The 14,389-nt window shown below is 73.6% G+C and carries 11 protein-coding genes and 17 pseudogenes; 4 read left to right on the forward strand and 24 right to left on the reverse strand.

Translation table 11 applies throughout. The features are described 5' to 3' along the window. On the reverse strand, positions 1-793 hold a 793-nt coding region (locus UG55_RS24870; protein WP_157901560.1), incomplete at its 3' end, for a haloacid dehalogenase-like hydrolase. Positions 794-899: 106 nt separating this feature from the next. Here UG55_RS24870 and purS point away from each other — a divergent pair. Further along, complete coding sequence (purS, locus tag UG55_RS24875) at positions 900-1,151, forward strand: phosphoribosylformylglycinamidine synthase subunit PurS (protein ID WP_083987169.1); 252 nt, start codon at positions 900-902, stop codon at positions 1,149-1,151. Positions 1,152-1,191: 40 nt separating this feature from the next. Here the strand turns inward: purS and UG55_RS24880 are convergent, their stop codons facing one another. The 6 genes and pseudogenes from UG55_RS24880 to UG55_RS24900 all read right to left on the reverse strand — a co-directional run. Continuing rightward, positions 1,192-1,542, reverse strand: coding sequence for a rhodanese-like domain-containing protein (locus UG55_RS24880; RefSeq protein WP_066073893.1), 351 nt, complete (start codon positions 1,540-1,542; stop codon positions 1,192-1,194). A gap of 56 nt (positions 1,543-1,598) precedes the next feature. Next, the coding region (locus UG55_RS43310) for a zinc finger domain-containing protein (protein WP_396231014.1) at positions 1,599-2,166 on the reverse strand (568 nt) is incomplete at its 5' end. Position 2,167: 1 nt separating this feature from the next. Next, positions 2,168-2,477: pseudogene (locus UG55_RS43315) on the reverse strand (DNA-formamidopyrimidine glycosylase family protein); the annotation flags it as partial. Between the two features lie 34 nt (positions 2,478-2,511). After that, the gene (locus UG55_RS24890; RefSeq protein ID WP_066073899.1) at positions 2,512-3,387 is read right to left on the reverse strand and encodes a 1,4-dihydroxy-6-naphthoate synthase; all 876 of its coding nucleotides are present in this window, start codon (positions 3,385-3,387) and stop codon (positions 2,512-2,514) included. Between the two features lie 23 nt (positions 3,388-3,410). After that, a partial coding sequence (gene mqnB / locus UG55_RS24895) for a futalosine hydrolase (RefSeq protein WP_242425074.1) occupies positions 3,411-4,282 on the reverse strand: 872 nt, incomplete at its 5' end. A 789-nt stretch (positions 4,283-5,071) separates the two neighbouring features. Further along, a pseudogene (locus UG55_RS24900) lies at positions 5,072-6,308 on the reverse strand (MFS transporter); the annotation flags it as partial. A gap of 346 nt (positions 6,309-6,654) precedes the next feature. Between UG55_RS24900 and UG55_RS24905 the strand changes: the two are divergent. Further along, complete coding sequence (locus UG55_RS24905; protein ID WP_128423169.1) at positions 6,655-7,563, forward strand: DUF3027 domain-containing protein; 909 nt, start codon at positions 6,655-6,657, stop codon at positions 7,561-7,563. A 70-nt stretch (positions 7,564-7,633) separates the two neighbouring features. On the opposite strand, the gene UG55_RS43325 is transcribed toward UG55_RS24905, so the two are convergent. The 17 genes and pseudogenes from UG55_RS43325 to UG55_RS43395 form a co-directional block, all read right to left on the reverse strand. Continuing rightward, positions 7,634-7,778: hypothetical protein (locus tag UG55_RS43325; protein WP_242425080.1), on the reverse strand; the 145-nt coding region annotated here is incomplete at its 5' end. A 1-nt stretch (position 7,779) separates the two neighbouring features. Continuing rightward, positions 7,780-8,087 (reverse strand): annotated as a pseudogene (locus UG55_RS43330) (AIR synthase-related protein); the annotation flags it as partial. 1 nt (position 8,088) lies between these two features. Continuing rightward, positions 8,089-8,156: pseudogene (locus tag UG55_RS43335) on the reverse strand (hypothetical protein); the annotation flags it as partial. A 1-nt stretch (position 8,157) separates the two neighbouring features. Then, positions 8,158-8,762: pseudogene (locus UG55_RS43340) on the reverse strand (AIR synthase related protein); the annotation flags it as partial. A 1-nt stretch (position 8,763) separates the two neighbouring features. Next, positions 8,764-9,572 (reverse strand): annotated as a pseudogene (locus UG55_RS43345) (AIR synthase-related protein); the annotation flags it as partial. 1 nt (position 9,573) lies between these two features. Beyond that, positions 9,574-9,923, reverse strand: a pseudogene (locus tag UG55_RS43350) (AIR synthase related protein); the annotation flags it as partial. 50 nt (positions 9,924-9,973) lie between these two features. Continuing rightward, on the reverse strand, positions 9,974-10,381 hold a 408-nt coding region (locus UG55_RS43355; RefSeq protein ID WP_304440451.1), incomplete at its 5' end, for a glycine betaine ABC transporter substrate-binding protein. Position 10,382: 1 nt separating this feature from the next. Continuing rightward, positions 10,383-10,479 (reverse strand): annotated as a pseudogene (locus UG55_RS43360) (amino acid ABC transporter substrate-binding protein); the annotation flags it as partial. 1 nt (position 10,480) lies between these two features. Then, positions 10,481-10,677 (reverse strand): annotated as a pseudogene (locus UG55_RS43365) (amino acid ABC transporter substrate-binding protein); the annotation flags it as partial. A gap of 1 nt (position 10,678) precedes the next feature. Then, positions 10,679-10,745 (reverse strand): annotated as a pseudogene (locus tag UG55_RS43370) (hypothetical protein); the annotation flags it as partial. A 1-nt stretch (position 10,746) separates the two neighbouring features. Further along, positions 10,747-10,909, reverse strand: a pseudogene (locus UG55_RS43375) (amino acid ABC transporter substrate-binding protein); the annotation flags it as partial. Between the two features lie 72 nt (positions 10,910-10,981). Further along, a pseudogene (locus UG55_RS43380) lies at positions 10,982-11,199 on the reverse strand (phosphoribosylformylglycinamidine synthase subunit PurQ); the annotation flags it as partial. Position 11,200: 1 nt separating this feature from the next. Further along, positions 11,201-11,281: pseudogene (locus tag UG55_RS43385) on the reverse strand (phosphoribosylformylglycinamidine synthase subunit PurQ); the annotation flags it as partial. A 1-nt stretch (position 11,282) separates the two neighbouring features. Further along, positions 11,283-11,634: pseudogene (locus UG55_RS43390) on the reverse strand (phosphoribosylformylglycinamidine synthase subunit PurQ); the annotation flags it as partial. 70 nt (positions 11,635-11,704) lie between these two features. After that, positions 11,705-12,271, reverse strand: a complete 567-nt coding sequence (locus UG55_RS24925; RefSeq protein ID WP_066073916.1) for an ATP-binding protein — start codon at positions 12,269-12,271, stop codon at positions 11,705-11,707. A 75-nt stretch (positions 12,272-12,346) separates the two neighbouring features. Then, positions 12,347-13,179, reverse strand: an 833-nt coding sequence (locus UG55_RS24930; protein WP_242425075.1) for an NAD(P)/FAD-dependent oxidoreductase, incomplete at its 5' end; no start/stop codon positions are given. A gap of 1 nt (position 13,180) precedes the next feature. Beyond that, a pseudogene (locus UG55_RS43395) lies at positions 13,181-13,300 on the reverse strand (NAD(P)-binding protein); the annotation flags it as partial. A 360-nt stretch (positions 13,301-13,660) separates the two neighbouring features. Between UG55_RS43395 and UG55_RS43400 the strand changes: the two are divergent. Both UG55_RS43400 and UG55_RS43405 read left to right on the forward strand, forming a co-directional pair. Beyond that, positions 13,661-14,246, forward strand: a pseudogene (locus tag UG55_RS43400) (DUF5926 family protein); the annotation flags it as partial. 1 nt (position 14,247) lies between these two features. After that, positions 14,248-14,389: pseudogene (locus UG55_RS43405) on the forward strand (hypothetical protein); the annotation flags it as partial.

Here is a 14,389-nt window from a genome sequence, read left to right on the forward strand (position 1 = left end):
GGACGTGCCGTCCCCCGAGGTCGGCTGTGAACCGGCGGGCCGCGTCGAGTTCGGCGGCGGGCAACGACGGGGACACCGCGGTGGCGGCCACGACGGATTCGGGGCCGAGGACCCGGACCGCGGCGGCGAGCAGGAGGGCGGAGTCTGCGCCGCCGGAGAACGCGACGAGCACCGACCCGAGTTCACGTAGCCGCTCCCGCAGCGCGTCGAGACGCCGCCGCAGCACATGCGCCTCCAGCCAGCCGGGGAAGCCCGCGAGGTCGGCCAGGACGGCCTGCGCCCCGGCTCCGGCCAGTTCGTCGGCAGCGCACGGTCCGGTGGCGACCGCGACGGCGGTCGCGCCGCCGGCCCGCGCCCCCCGCACATCTCCGGTGTGGTCGCCGACGAAGACATCCACCCCGTGTTCGCGGATCGCCTCGCCCTTCGATTCGGCGAAGAGCTGGCCGGCGACGTCGTCGGCCGTCAGGCCGATGTGCCGCAGGCTTGCCTCGGCCAGCGGTCGGCTTTTCGCCGTCACGACCACGACCCGCCCGCCGGCGCGCCGCACCGCTTCCACCGCCTCGGCGGCGTGCGGCATCGCGAGGGATCGGGGCAGGGCATGCGTGCTGTACAGCTCGCGGTAACGGACGGCGTGCCGGGCCACCTCGTCGGCCGGGAACCAGCGGGCCAGCTCATCCTCGAGCGGCGGGCCGAGTCGGGCCGCGGCGGCCTCGCCGTCGATCGCGACACCGGTCTCGGCGGTCAGCGCGGCGAAGGTGGCGACGATCCCGCGGCGGGCGTCGAGCAGCGTCATGTCCAGGTCGAAACCGACGACCAGGGTGGATGTTCTCCAGGGGGACACCCGGTGAGCGTAACCAGCGTGGTCGGCCGGCGGCCGAAAGCCGGTAGGGTCCGCGGGTGTGACCAGGGTTGTGGTGGATGTGATGCTCAAGCCGGAGATCCTTGATCCGCAGGGCCAGGCCGTGCTCACGGCCCTGCCCCGCCTCGGCGTGAGCGGGATCAGCGGGGTCCGGCAGGGCAAGCGGTTCGAGCTCGAGCTTGACGGCGAGGCCGACGCGGCAGCGCTTGCCCGCATCGAGCATCTCGCGTCGACGCTGCTCGCCAATCCGGTGATCGAGGACTACGTGGTCCGGGTGGAGGCCACGCCGTAGGCACGCCGAGCGCTCAGCGCTCAGCGTGCCCGGCGCGGCGTCAGAGCACGGTGGGCGAGAGCGGGGTCTCGCTGACCATCGGCCGCCCCGCCGCCTGCCAGCCGATCATCCCGCCGGCGAGGTTGCGTGCCCGCCAGCCCTCGCGGGTGAGATGCGCGGTGACCGCGGCTGACCGCTGCCCGGAACGGCAGAGGACGACGACGTCCTGATCCCGGGGCACCTCGCCGATGCGCGCGAGGAAGTCGCCCATGGGGATGTGGACCGCGCCGTCGATGTGGCCCGCGGCCCACTCGTCCGGCTCGCGCACGTCGACGAGAATGGGGCCGCCTTCGGCGGGTAGCTGGACGGGAAGCTCCGTCACGGTGACGGTTGGTATCTGCTCGGCGCTCACAGCGCCATCCTGCCACCCCGCGGGGAATCACGGCCGCGGCGTCCGGCTCAGCAGGCTCACTTGAGCAGTCTTGACAGCCGCCGGTCCGCCAGTGGACGTCCATCGGTCTGGCAGGTCGGGCAGTACTGCAGCGAGCGGTCGGAGAACGACACCTCCCGGACGGTGTCCCCGCAGCGCGGGCAGGGCAGGCCCGTCCGGCCGTGCACGTTCAGCCCCAGCTTCTTCTCCGCCTTGAGATCCCGGGCCGCGAGGCCGCGGGCGGCTTCCGCCGCGCCGCGCAGCACACCGACGACCGCCTCGTGCAGCGCCCGCACCTCGCTCGCGGTCAGCCCGCCGGCGGGCCTGAACGGCGAGAGCCGCGCCGCCCACAGAGCTTCGTCCGAGTAGGCGTTGCCCACGCCGGCGATCTTCGTCTGGTCGGTGAGCACGCCTTTGATCTGGGCCCGCCCCGACTCGGCGAGCAGTGCCGCGAGGGCGTCCAGGGTGAACGAGCCGGCGAGCGGATCGATCCCGAGCCGGGCGATGCCCGCGACCTCCCCGGGGTCCCGGACGAGGTGGACGGCCAGTCGCTTCTGGGTTCCGGCCTCGGTGAGGTCGAAACCGGAGCCGTCGGTGAAGACCACCNGCAGCGCCAGCGGGGAGCGGCCGGGACGCGCCGGCGTGGCCGGCTGCCTCTCCTTCCACCGCAGCCAGCCCGCGCGGGCGAGGTGGGTGATCAGATCCAGCCGCTCGCCGTCCGCGGAGGCGAACACCAGGTCGAGGAACTTCCCGTACCGGCCCACCGTCACCAGCGCGGCGCCGGTGAGGGCCGAGTACGGCGGGTCGAACGTCTTGAGGACGCTGACCGCGACCGGTTCCACCCGGGCCACGACCCGGTCGGCGGCGGCCGTGCGCAGAAACGCCGCCAGCGCCTCGACCTCTGGCAGCTCCGGCATGTGGCTCAGTGTGACAGCCCGGCGCCCGGACGGCTCAGATTCTCCGGGGCCAGGTGTCGAGCGAGCCGGGCGGCAGCGGGGGGACGAGCCCGGCGGTCGCCGCGCGCCCGAGCAGCTCGCCGACAGCGGCCAGACCTTCGTCGCCGAGATCGAGCGTGAAGTCGTTGACGTAGAGCTCGATATGAGCGTCGACTACCTCGGGGGCCATCTCCTGTGCATGCTCGATCACGAACGGCGCGCTGGCGGAGCGGTCGGCGAAGGCGGCCGCGACACTGGCGCGCACGTGGTCGGACAGCCCGGCGGCGTCACGGTCGCGGCGGGCGAGGATGGCGCCGAGCGGAATCGGGAGCCCGGTGCGGCCCTCCCACCAGTCCCCGAGATCGGCCACCGCGGTCAGGCCGTAGGACGGGTAGGTGAACCGCGACTCGTGGATCACCAGCCCCGCGTCATACCGGCCGGCCTGGACGGCCGGCATGATCTGGTCGAACGGCAGGACCTCGATCGAGCCGACCCCGATCTTCTCGGCCCACAGCCGGAACAGCAGGTAGGCCGTGGTCCTGGTCCCCGGGATGGCGACCGACGCGCCGCGCAGGTCGGTCCGCGCGGCGGTCAGGACGAGCGGGCCGCAGCCACGGCCGAGCGCGCTGCCCGCCCGCAGGAGGCGGTAGCGGCCGAGCAGCCACGGCAGGGCCGCGTACGACACCTTGACCAGGTCGTCCCTGCCCTCGGCGGCGCGCGCGTTGAGCACGTCGATGTCCGCGAAGGTGGTCGACACCCGGGGAGCGCCGGGCACCAGCCCGTGGACCAGCGCGTGGAAGGCGAAGGTGTCGTTCGGGCACGGAGAGATGGCGAGGGTCAGCGTGTCCACCGTCGGCGGGCTGACCGCCGTCTCGGCGGGTGACGTACCCATGGGACGTACCTCCTCGTGCTCCGCTATTCGGCGGCCGCGCCCTTCTCGGCCTGCGGGACGGGCACCAGGCCCTCCGGGTGCGCGACGAGCGCCGCCGCCGCGGTGCGCAGGCTGCCCAGCGCCGCCTGCATGTTCCACGACGCGCGGTCCCGGCGGCCGACCAGATTGCTGATCGCCCGGATCTCGGTCACCGGCACCCCGAACGCGCCGGCCGCGACGCCGACGGCATAACCCTCCATCGCCTCGGCGATCGGGTCCAGCCGCGCGGTGAGTGCCGCGGCCCGCCGCTCGGTGCCGGTGACGGTCGACACGGTGACGATGGTCCCGCTCACGATCCTGCGCCCGGTGATGCCCAGCACCGACGTCATCCGCCGGGCGAGCGCCGGGTCGGGCTGCAGGGTCGACGAGCCGAGGCCGAGCTCGTCCATGGTCAGGAAGGCGCCGTTCGGGCCCGCCCCCGCCTGGGGGCCGGCCTGGGACGGCGCTCCGGCCGGGTGGAAGCCCAGGTTGCGGTCCATCTCGTTGACCCTGACCGGAGGAAGGATCTCGGCCGGTTCGTCGAGCCCGGACTCGGCGCCCAGGTCGGCGGCGACCAGTCGGTCGGCGACGACCAGGTCGCCGATCTCGGCCCAGCCCCGGAACCCACCCGCGACGCCCATCGCGATGACCAGCCCGAAGGGCTCGCCGGCCGCGCTCGCGACCGACAGTGCGACAGCCGTCCCGGCGGCCGCGGCCGGACCAGCCGGGCCCGCCGCGAGGACGGTCACCGGGCCGCGCCGCCGGCCCACGTAGGGGCCGAGGGTGGAGGTGGTCAGCAGCTGCCGGTCCCAGTCCGGTGAGACCAGCCCGCCGGGGCCGGACGGGGTGCGCGTGCGGCCGCGTGACCAGCTCCCCANCAGACCTGCGCACACCGCGTCCGCCTCGGCGTTCACCGCNGTGACGATGAGGGTGCNGGTCATGACCCACTCAAGATCATGGTCTGGACGTTTCCTCGTCTGCCGTCGTGCCGATAGGCAACCGATCTGCGAGCAGGCGACCGTGCCGGACGGCGAAGTAACGCCACGATGCCTGAGAGGTGGTGCAAACCGGACTAGTTGACGGACCCTAGCATCGCGATCGACCCTCCGTGGTTCCGCACACTCACGGTAATCTAACGGTTGCAAATATTTCGAGGATGAGATGCGCCCGCGTCCGGTGCCGTCTAGTGTGGGCGGATTGCGACTGCCCGCGACCGCGCCACCGCGCTAACGCGACCGGCCGCGGCGGAGGCGGCCGGGGCGCGCCGGGTCGCCCGCCGACCCCGCCGGCTGGTTGGACGCGAGCTCCGGGGATGCGACCTCCGGGGGTCCGAAGTCCGGCACGGTGACGTCGGGCACGGTGACGTCGGGCACGGCGAGATCGGGCACGGCGAGATCGGGCACGGCGAGATCGGGCACGGCGAGATCGGGCACGGCGAGATCCGGAACGGCGAGATCCGGAACGGTCGGGTCCGGGTCCGCCCGCGGTTCCGGGGCGGGCGCCGCGAACCCGGGACCGCCGGCGTCAGGCCCGGGGGCGCTCTCGGCGAAGCCCGGACCGCCCGGACCGCCGTACGTCCAGTCTCCGGGGGCTGGCTGGCGGGTCCCGGCAAGGTCCTCCATTTCCCGCCTGTGCCGTTCTCGTGCCTGTTCCCTGGCGTGGCGCNGGGCCCGGGACTGCAGGACCAGAGCGAGGCCGACGACGGCGGCGGCCAGCGCGAAGCCGAGCGCGCCGGGCATCTCGATCAGGCCGAACGCTCCACCGGTGACCCAACCCAGCTGCAGGACCGTCTCGGAGCGTGCGAAGGCCGAACCGCGGGTGTCCTCCACGATGTCGCGCTGGATGATCGCGTCCAGGGCCAGTTTGGCCATCGAGCCGGCGGTCATCGCGGAGAGGGCCGCGATCAGGCAGGTCAGCCGCGCATAGCTCACGGCGGCCAGGAGGCAGCCGGCCGTGGGCAGCAGCAGGCCCAGCATCAGGATGCCCTCGGGGCGCCGGCGTCCGAGCCGGCCACCGATCGCCACCCCGATGGCGCTGCCCACCCCGGCGGTCGCGGCCAGTGCGCCGAGCCACAGGTTGTTGCCGCCGTCCGTGCGCAGCAGGAAGGCCAGATAAAAGGTGAGAAAGCCCACCAGGCCGCGAAGGACGAGCGTCGCCCGCAGCGCCACCGGAAGGGAGCCGAGCGCGGCGACGAAGCGGGTGCGCAGATTTCCGCGGCGGCGGGGGCCGGTCAGCTCGCGCAGCGTCCGCTCACCGGCGGCCGAGTCGACGTGGCCGGGCAGGTTGAAGGCGAGCAGAACCCCGGCCATGTAGACGAGTGCGCATATCCGCAGAACCCAGGAATATCCGACAAAAGGGATGTTGGCCAGCCCCAGGCCGAGCGGCGCGACGATCGCCCCGGACACGATGTTGACGAGCGAGATCCGGGAGTTGACTTTCACGAGAGTCAGTTCCGGCGGCGTGACTCGCGGCACGACCGCGCTCCGTGCCACCCCGAACGCCCGGGAGAGCACCAGGAGGCCCAGCGCGAGCGGGTAGACCGCGAGGCCGTCGAGGGCGCCGGCGAGCTGCCAGGCCAGCAGGCACCGCCCCAGGCAGATGGCCGCCAGCGCGGTGCGCCGGCCGTAGGCGACGCGGTCCAGCAGCGGGCCCACCACCGGCGCCAGCAGAACGAACGGGACCATCGTGATCAACAGGTAGAGCGCGACCTTGGAGCGGGCCTCGCCGGTCGGCACCGCGAAGAACAGCGACCCGGCCAGCGCGACCGTGACGAGCGCGTCACCAGCCGCGTTGACGAATGACAACTCGGTCAACGAGGAAAGCCCGGACGCCTGCGCACCGTCGCGGCGAATGGTCCCACGCAGGCGCCGGAGTCCCTGGGTGAGCGTGCTTCCCACCTTCATCCTGCCGAGTGTGCTCGTCCCTACCGCCCGAGACCACGACCACATCGGGCGGGGCGGCCGTCGGTGAGTGAGAATACGTGCCGTGGAGTCACTAGACGTTCGTTCCGAGTCGGCTGGGGGCTGTGCGTCCCCGGGTTCGTCGCATGGCGTCGGCGAGCTGACGGCCGATGCCGCGACGGATCACAGTGAGGCCACTGCGTCGGCTGTCGCGGACTCGCCGCCATCCCGTCCTGCCCGGCGCCGGTCGTCCCGCCGAACCCGCTCGTCTGACGAAGACGCCACCGCGCCGGCGATCACTGGGCCGACGGACCCGACTGACCCGGCGGACCCGACTGACCCGGCGGAGGTGACCGGTGCGGCCGAGGCGGTGACGCCGCCGGCCCGCCCGCGCGGTGCGCGGACCTCGCGCGTCGCGCGGGAGCCGGCGCCGGACGCGGTCTGCGCGGCGGCCGTCGATCTCGCGCGGGCGGCCGCCGAGGAGGAGGCCGATGTGCCCGGCCACGTCGGCGAGCACCTGGGCGTGGAGGCGGAGGCGGAACGGCTCGTTCTGCACCGGTTCGCCTGTCTCTCGCCGGCCTACGTGGGCTGGACCTGGACGGTGGCCGTCGCGCGTGCCTCCCGGATCCGCAAGCCGACCGTCAACGACGTCGTCCTGACGCCGGGCGCCGGGGCGCTCCTCGCCCCCGCCTGGGTGCCCTGGTCGGAGCGCCTGCGCCCGGGTGACGTCGGCGTGGGTGACCTGCTCCCGACCGCTGTCGACGACCCCCGGCTCACCCTGCGGGCCGGTGACGCCCTCGAGTTCGACGACGCCGACGTGTGGATGGAGCTGGGCCTCGGTCGCCCCCGCATCCTCTCCCTGACCGGGCGCGAGGACACCGCCCAGCGGTGGTACGGCGGCGACGCGGGGCCCGACGCCTCCATCGCGAAGGTCGCGCCGGCGTCCTGCCTCACCTGCGGGTTCCATGTGCGGCTGGTCGGTGTGCTGGGCCGGGTGTTCGGCGTCTGCGCGAACGAGCTGGCGCCCGACGACGGCCGGGTGACCTCCGTCGACCACGGGTGCGGGGCGCATTCGGAGGCGCTGGTGGCGCCCTCGGCGCATCCCGAGCCCGTGCCGTTCGACGAGGACCCGTCCGACCTGGTTCCGACCGACATCGAACTCGTCGGCGTGGCGGCGCACCCACCGGGCTCCGTGCCGGACGGCGCCGAGGAACCCGGCCGCGAAGGCCCGGATCCCGAGCCCTACGGCCACTCCTGACCCACCCGCCGCGGCCGGCCTGTTCGAACGAGGCCGGCCGCGGCGGCCGGGGCGGTGGCCAGCGGCCGGGTCAGTCGGCGTGACCGAACAGGCGGGGGAGCGTTCCCTCGTGGGCGGCCCGCAGCTCGTCCAGTGGTACCGAGAACTCCAGTGGTGCCGAGAACTCCGGTGGTGCCGAGAACTCCGGTGGTGCCGAGACCTGGCTGGTCACCTCCNGGCTCTCCGCCGCGGTGACGGCGCCGATCGCCCGCCACGGCAGGTCGTGCGCCGCGCAGAGCTCGGCGAGCCGGTCCTGATCGCCCGGCCGCACCGCCACCACCGCACGGCCCGCCGACTCGCTGAACAGCTCGACGAACGGGTCCGTGCCGGCCGCGAGGTCGATCCGTGCGCCGCGCCGGCCCCGCAGGCAGGACTCGACCAGCGCCTGGGCGAGCCCGCCTTCGGAGAGGTCGTGCGCCGCGCTGAACAGCCCCTGGCGGGCTCCGGCGACGAGAACCTCGGCGAGCGCCTTCTCCCGTGCCAGGNCGACCACCGGCGGCGTTCCACCCAGGTGTCCGTGCGTGACCCAGGCCCATTCCGACCCGCCGAACTCGNCCCGGGTCTCGCCGAGCAGCACCAGGATGTCGCCTTCGCCGGTGAAGCCGATGGACGTGCGGCGGCTTACGTCGTCCAGCAGGCCGAGCACCCCGACCACCGGCGTGGGATGGATCGGGGCGGTGCCGGTCTGGTTGTAGAAGGAGACGTTGCCGCCGGTGACCGGCAGGCCCAGCCGCCGGCACGCCTCGGCGAGCCCGGCGCAGGCCTGCGCGAACTGCCACATGACCTCCGGGTCCTCCGGTGAGCCGAAGTTCAGGCAGTTGGTCACCGCGATCGGCTCTGCGCCGACGGCGGCGACGTTGCGGCACGCCTCGGCGAGGGCGAGCTGGGCCCCGGCGAACGGGTCCAGCCGGGCGTAGCGGCCGTTGCCGTCGGTGGCCAGCGCGATGCCGAGACCGGAGGACGACAGGCGCAGCACACCGGCGTCCTCGGGCTGGGCCAGCACCGTGTTGGCCTGCACATACCGGTCGTACTGCTCGGTCACCCAGGCCCGCGAACAGAGGTTGGGGGAGGCGATCATGCGCAGCAGGGTGTCCCGCAGCGCGGCACCCGTCCGCGGCCGCTCCAGGCCGGTCGGGACGTCGGCCCGCAGGAGGTCCAGGNCGGCCGGGCGGTGCAGTGGGCGCTCGTAGACCGGGCCGTCGTCGGCCAGCGAGCCCGGCGGGACGTCCACGACGACCTCGCCGTGCCACCGGACGATGAGGCGGCCGCTGTCCGTCACCGTTCCGATCCGGGTGGCGAGCACACCCCAGCGCTCGGCCAGCGCCAGCACCTCGGGCAGCGCGTCCGGGGTGACGACGGCCAGCATCCGCTCCTGGGACTCGCTGGCGAGTACCTCGTGCGCCTCCATCGACGCCTCCCGCAGCGGGACCAGGTCGAGGTCGACCTCCATCCCCCCGGGCTGCCCGGTGGCGATGCCGGCGGCGGTCGTCTCGGTGAGCGCGCAGGTCAGACCCGCCCCACCGAGGTCCTGGATGCCCACGACCAGTCCGCGGTCGAACAGCTCCAGACAGCTCTCGATCAGGATCTTCTCGGTGAACGGGTCGCCGACCTGCACCGACGGGCGCCGCGCCGGGCCGCCTTCGGCGTCGAAGGTGGCCGAGGCGAGCACGGAGACCCCGCCGATCCCGTCCCGGCCGGTCTTCGCGCCGAGCAGGACCACCGCGTTGCCGACTCCGGTCGCCGCCGACGTCTGCACCCGGCCGACCGGCATGACCCCCACACAGAGGGCGTTGACGAGCGGGTTGCCGCCGTACACGGGGTCGAAGACGACCTCGCCGCCGATGTTCGGCAGGCCCAGGCAGTTGCCGTAGCCACCGATGCCGGCGACCACGCCGGGCAGCACCCGGGCGGTGTCCGGCGCGTCGGCGGCGCCGAACCGCAGCGGGTCGAGCACACCGATCGGCCGCGCCNCCATGGTGAGGATGTCGCGGACGATGCCGCCGACCCCGGTCGCCGCGCCCTGGTAGGGCTCCACGAAGCTGGGGTGGTTGTGTGACTCGACCTTGAACGTCACGGCGAGACCCTCGCCGACGTCCACGACGCCGGCGTTCTCACCCATGCCGACCAGCAGCCGGTCGGTGGCGGGGGTGTCCCGGAACTGGCGCAGATGAACCTTGGACGACTTGTAGGAGCAGTGCTCGCTCCACATCACCGAGTACATGGCCAGCTCGGCGTCGGTCGGGACGCGGCCGAGGGTCGCGAGGATGCGCTCGTACTCGTCGTCGGTGAGGCCAAGCTCCCGGTAGGGCTGGCTGGCCGTGNGGGCGGCAGGCGTTCCGGTCACCCTCCCATCCTGGCGGATGGCCGGCGGTCAGGCCGTCAGCAGGCCCTTGTCAGCCAGGTAGTCGCGGGCGACGTCCGCGGTGCGCAGGTGCTCGGCGTCGACCTTCTTGTTGAGCTCGGCGAGATCGGCGGTGGTGAGCACCGGGGCCAGCGCGTTCAGTGCCGCGGCGATCGTCGGCGTGAGTGAGCTGGAATTCACGATGGGCACGAGATTGTCGGCGTTCTGCAGCTTCCGGTCGTCCGTGAGCACCACCAGGTCATAGTCGGTGACGGTGGCGTCGGTGGTGAGCACGAGGCCGAGCTGCGCCTCGTCGTCCCGCACGGCGGCCTTGGTCTGGGCCGTGGCGACCCCGGTCGGCTTGATTCCGGTGATTCTTATTCCGTAGACCTCTTCCAGGCCCGGTTTGCAGAACGGGCGGCTGGCACATTCGGTGCCNGCGGCGAGGGTCACCGCGATTCCGCTCGCGCCGAGATCGGACAGGGTGCGCAGTCCGTGTTCCTCGGCGAAGGTGCGGCTCACCGCGAACGCGTTCTNGTCGACCGCGTCGGCCGGTTCAAGAACACTCAGCCCCAGACCGCCGGCCAGGTCCCGGAGCGTCTTCAGGGTCGAGTCGAGATCCGAGGACGGGGCGGGGAGGGCGGTGGCACCGTTGATCTGGGTCTGGAGCAGGCCGGCGTAGGTGGCCACGTACTGCGGCATCGCGTCGATCTGCCCGCTCTGCAGGGCGGACTNGGCGACCTCGGTGTTGTCCGACGACGTCCGTTCGACCTGGTAGCCGGCCTGGCTGAGGAGCTCTCCGNACATGTCGGCGACGATCTTGCTCTCGGTGAAGGCGGCGTCGGCGACGGTGAGTGTGCCGAGGCCGCCGCCACCGGTGTCGTCACCGCAGCCGGTGACCACCAGCAGCAGGCCGAGCATCGCCGCCACCGCGGCCCCGCAGCGCGCCAGCATCCCCCGTCCCATCGGGCTCAGACGGCCGCGCGAAGCAGGCCGCCCAGCACGGAGGTGAACATCCGGAGCCCGTCCGTGCCGGGNCCGGTCAGTTCCTCCACCGCGTGCTCGGGATGCGGCATCAGGCCGACGACGCGCCGGTTCGGGCTGCACACGCCGGCGATGTCGTCGACGGAGCCGTTCGGGTTGCCGCCCACATAGCGGACCACGACCTGATCCCGCGCGGTCAGCTCGGCCAGGGTGCCCGGGTCCACGACATAGCGGCCCTCGCCGTGCTTCACCGGGACGACGATCTCCTCGCCNGGGGCGTAGGAGCCGGTCCAGGACGTGTCGGCGGTCTCGACCCGCAGGCGCTGGTCGCGGCACACGAAGTGCAGCCCGGCGNTGCGGGTGAGGGCACCGGGCAGCAGCCCGGCCTCGCACAGGACCTGGAAGCCGTTGCAGATCCCGAGCACCGGCAGCCCGTCCCGGGCCGCGGCGACGATCGCGCCGACGACCGGCGAGAACCTGGCGATCGCCCCGGCCCGCAGGTAGTCGCCGTAGGAGAAGCCACCGGGGAGGACGACGGCGTCGACGCCGCCCAGATCGTCATCCCCGTGCCAGAGCGGGACCGGCTCGGCGCCGGCGAGGCGCACAGCGCCGGCGGCGTCCCGGTCGTCCAGCGAACCGGGGAAGGTCACCACCCCGACTCTGGGCGCACGCGACCTGTCCGCATCGTCCGAGGGAAGCCCCGGCATCTCCATCACCCGTCCTTGACCCGCGGCGCCCGGTCCGCGGCACGACCGGCCTCAACCTACAGCCCGGGCGCTACCCGCCGCCCGACCACGGCCCGCGCTCGGGGTGGGTGCTGCCGAGGCGCACGGCGGGTGAGCGATCGTTCCAGGTCAGCAGCTTCTCCAGGTGGACGCGGGTGCCCCGGTGTGGCCCTTCCACGGCGTCGAACCGGACGCTGTCCATGAGTGCCCGCATCAGCAGGATGCCGCGGCCCTGCTCGGGCAGCGTCTCGATGGGCCCGACCGCCGAACCGATCGGATGCGGGCTGGGGTTGGCGCCGTCGCCGTCGCCGTCGGCGAGGGCGGCGGCCGCGGCCCGAATGCCTTCGCCGTCCAGGATCTCGGTGGCATTGAAACCCCCGCCGTGATCAACCACCTCGATCACGGCAACCTGATTGTCGACGCCGACGGAAACCTCGTAGTCGTCGTCCGCCAGCGCGTGCAGAAGCACGTTTGCACAGGCTTCGGTCAATGCGAGCTCGACGTCGTCGATACAGCTCTGGGAAACACCCAGGGCCGACAGGGACTGCGTGCATATTCGGCGGACAAGCGGAATGGAGATTTTGTCCCGGGGGAGCGACAGGCCGAGTTTGATCTCCATGACGGTCGGTGTACCCGGGCCCGCCCGGCATCAACCGGAAGGCACACCGGCGGGACCACCAGAGCGCCGCGGAGGTCAGCGCAGTGTGCTGACGATCACTCTGGCGAGATCGGTGCCCGACTGCCAGGCGGCCTCGACCCGAGGCTCGCCCCAGCCGTCGCCGGCCAGCCCCACCCGGGCCGCGCCGAAGTGGTGCGTCTGTTCCCGCGGCCGGGTCGGGCGGGCGAACGTCCAGGGCTGGACGTAGGTCCAGTCCGGGTCCGCGGTGATCCGGAGCAGCCGGCGCACGGCCCGGGTGAGGTCCGCGGCCGCCGCCGCGGGCTCGGTCAGCCGCCCGGCGGCGAACTCGGGGGTCGAATGCGCCACCAGGACGGGAGCGTTGTCGCCACGCCGTCGTCCGTCGTCGGCGATCCAGGCCACGGCCGGATCCCCATGGACGAAGGCGCCGTCGATCGGCGCCCATCCCCGGGTGCCCCAGCCGGCGAGCAGCGCGAGCACCGGCGTCCACTCCCGCCCGGCCAGCGCGGCGCGTTCGGCGCGCAACGCCGGGTCGAGATGGCGCAGCGCCTGCGGGTCGGGCATCGCCAGGACGACGGCGTCCACCGGTTCACCGTCCACCTCGGGCCCCGGCCGCACCAGGCCCACCGGGCTCGACTGGGCGACCCGCACGCCGCCGCGGGCCGCGAGGTCGGCCACCAGCGAGCGGATGCCGCGGGGCGCCGCGTACCGCAGGGGCCCCGACCGCGCCGGGGAGATCGCCCCCGACGGGCTGTCGATCACCGGGAAGCTCGACGTCCAGGGGCGGACCAGGCCGCGGACGAGCCAGTCGTCGACCACCTCACGGAACTCGTCGCCACGCACGGTGAAATACGAGGCACCCGAGTCGACGATCCGGCCGTCGATCCACCNGGACGCCATCCGCCCGCCGACCACCCGGCCGCGGTCCCGTACGTCGACGTCGACGCCGTGCGTCAGCAGTTCTCGCGCGCAGGCGATACCCGCGATACCACCACCTGCGACGACCACGATNGCCACGCGCCAGCCCATTTCTGTGTGTTCGGCCTGGGAACGGGCGGGGCCCGGTGCCATCGTCCCCCGAACAGCGGGCGCAGACGGCCCAGGCAGCCGCACGAGCCCGGATCGGCGGGAAAACTCCCGGTCGGGGGAGGGGAACCCCGTGGGCGGCGGGCGCGCCGAGCCCGCGGGACGGGCAGCGCCGCGTGGCGCATGTCGAACACGGTGCCGCGCGTCGATGCCCTAGCCTTACCGCACGCGTCCCGCGTTCCCGCGGGCCCGACCGCGGAGGCAATCCGATCGCCCGCCGAGCCACGCCCAGCCGTCCCGAGACCCGTCCCGACCAGGTGCCGGCCGTCGGCCCCCGTCAGCCCNGCCCGTGCGGCTCCGGCCGGCGCTACAAGGCCTGCCACGGGGTGCGCACCCGGCCGGCGCCGGTGCTGCGCCCGTTCGCCGGCCGCCTGGACGAGCCGGATCTGGTCGCGTTGCGGGAGTTCGTCCCCAGCGCGACCGCGCCGCTGACCCTCTCCGCGGCGCATCTGGCGGCCCACCCCGAGCACGCCGACCGGCGGATCATCCTCGGCACGCTGCTGCCGCAGGCCGCGCCGGCCGTCGTCCGGGACGACGGGGAGATCCTGGTGGCGATGCAGACACTGGTGAGTGGCCTCGACCCGGCCGCCGATCTCGCCGGCACGCTGCTCGCCGCCCTCGACGCGGAACCCGGCACGGTGCTGGACATTCCGCCCGCCTCGGCCCCGCCCGCGGTGGAATCCCGGCCCGGCGGGCTGGCGGACCTGCCCCGGCTCGTCGACCTGCTCGACCCGGCCCCCCTCGCCGTCACCGTCCACCCGGGGTTCGCCTGGTGGGTTCCCGCGGCGGAGGGGACGGAACCCAGCGCCGAGGTCACCGCGACCCTGGACCGGGCGAACGCGACCGTCGTCCCGACCGCCCGGCTGGAGTCNGTCCCCGCCGCCTACTGGTGCAACCCCGGAGAGCGGCTGCATGTGCGGTGGGTGCTGCCCCGCGGTGGCGGGCCGGACTCCGCGGGGGCGCTGTCGCCCGACCGCGAGCTCACCGAGGAGGAGATCCTCGACGCGCTCGCCA

Origin of the sequence: Frankia sp. EI5c (genome assembly GCF_001636565.1) — a bacterium.
Classification (GTDB): Bacteria; Actinomycetota; Actinomycetes; order Frankiales; family Frankiaceae; genus Parafrankia.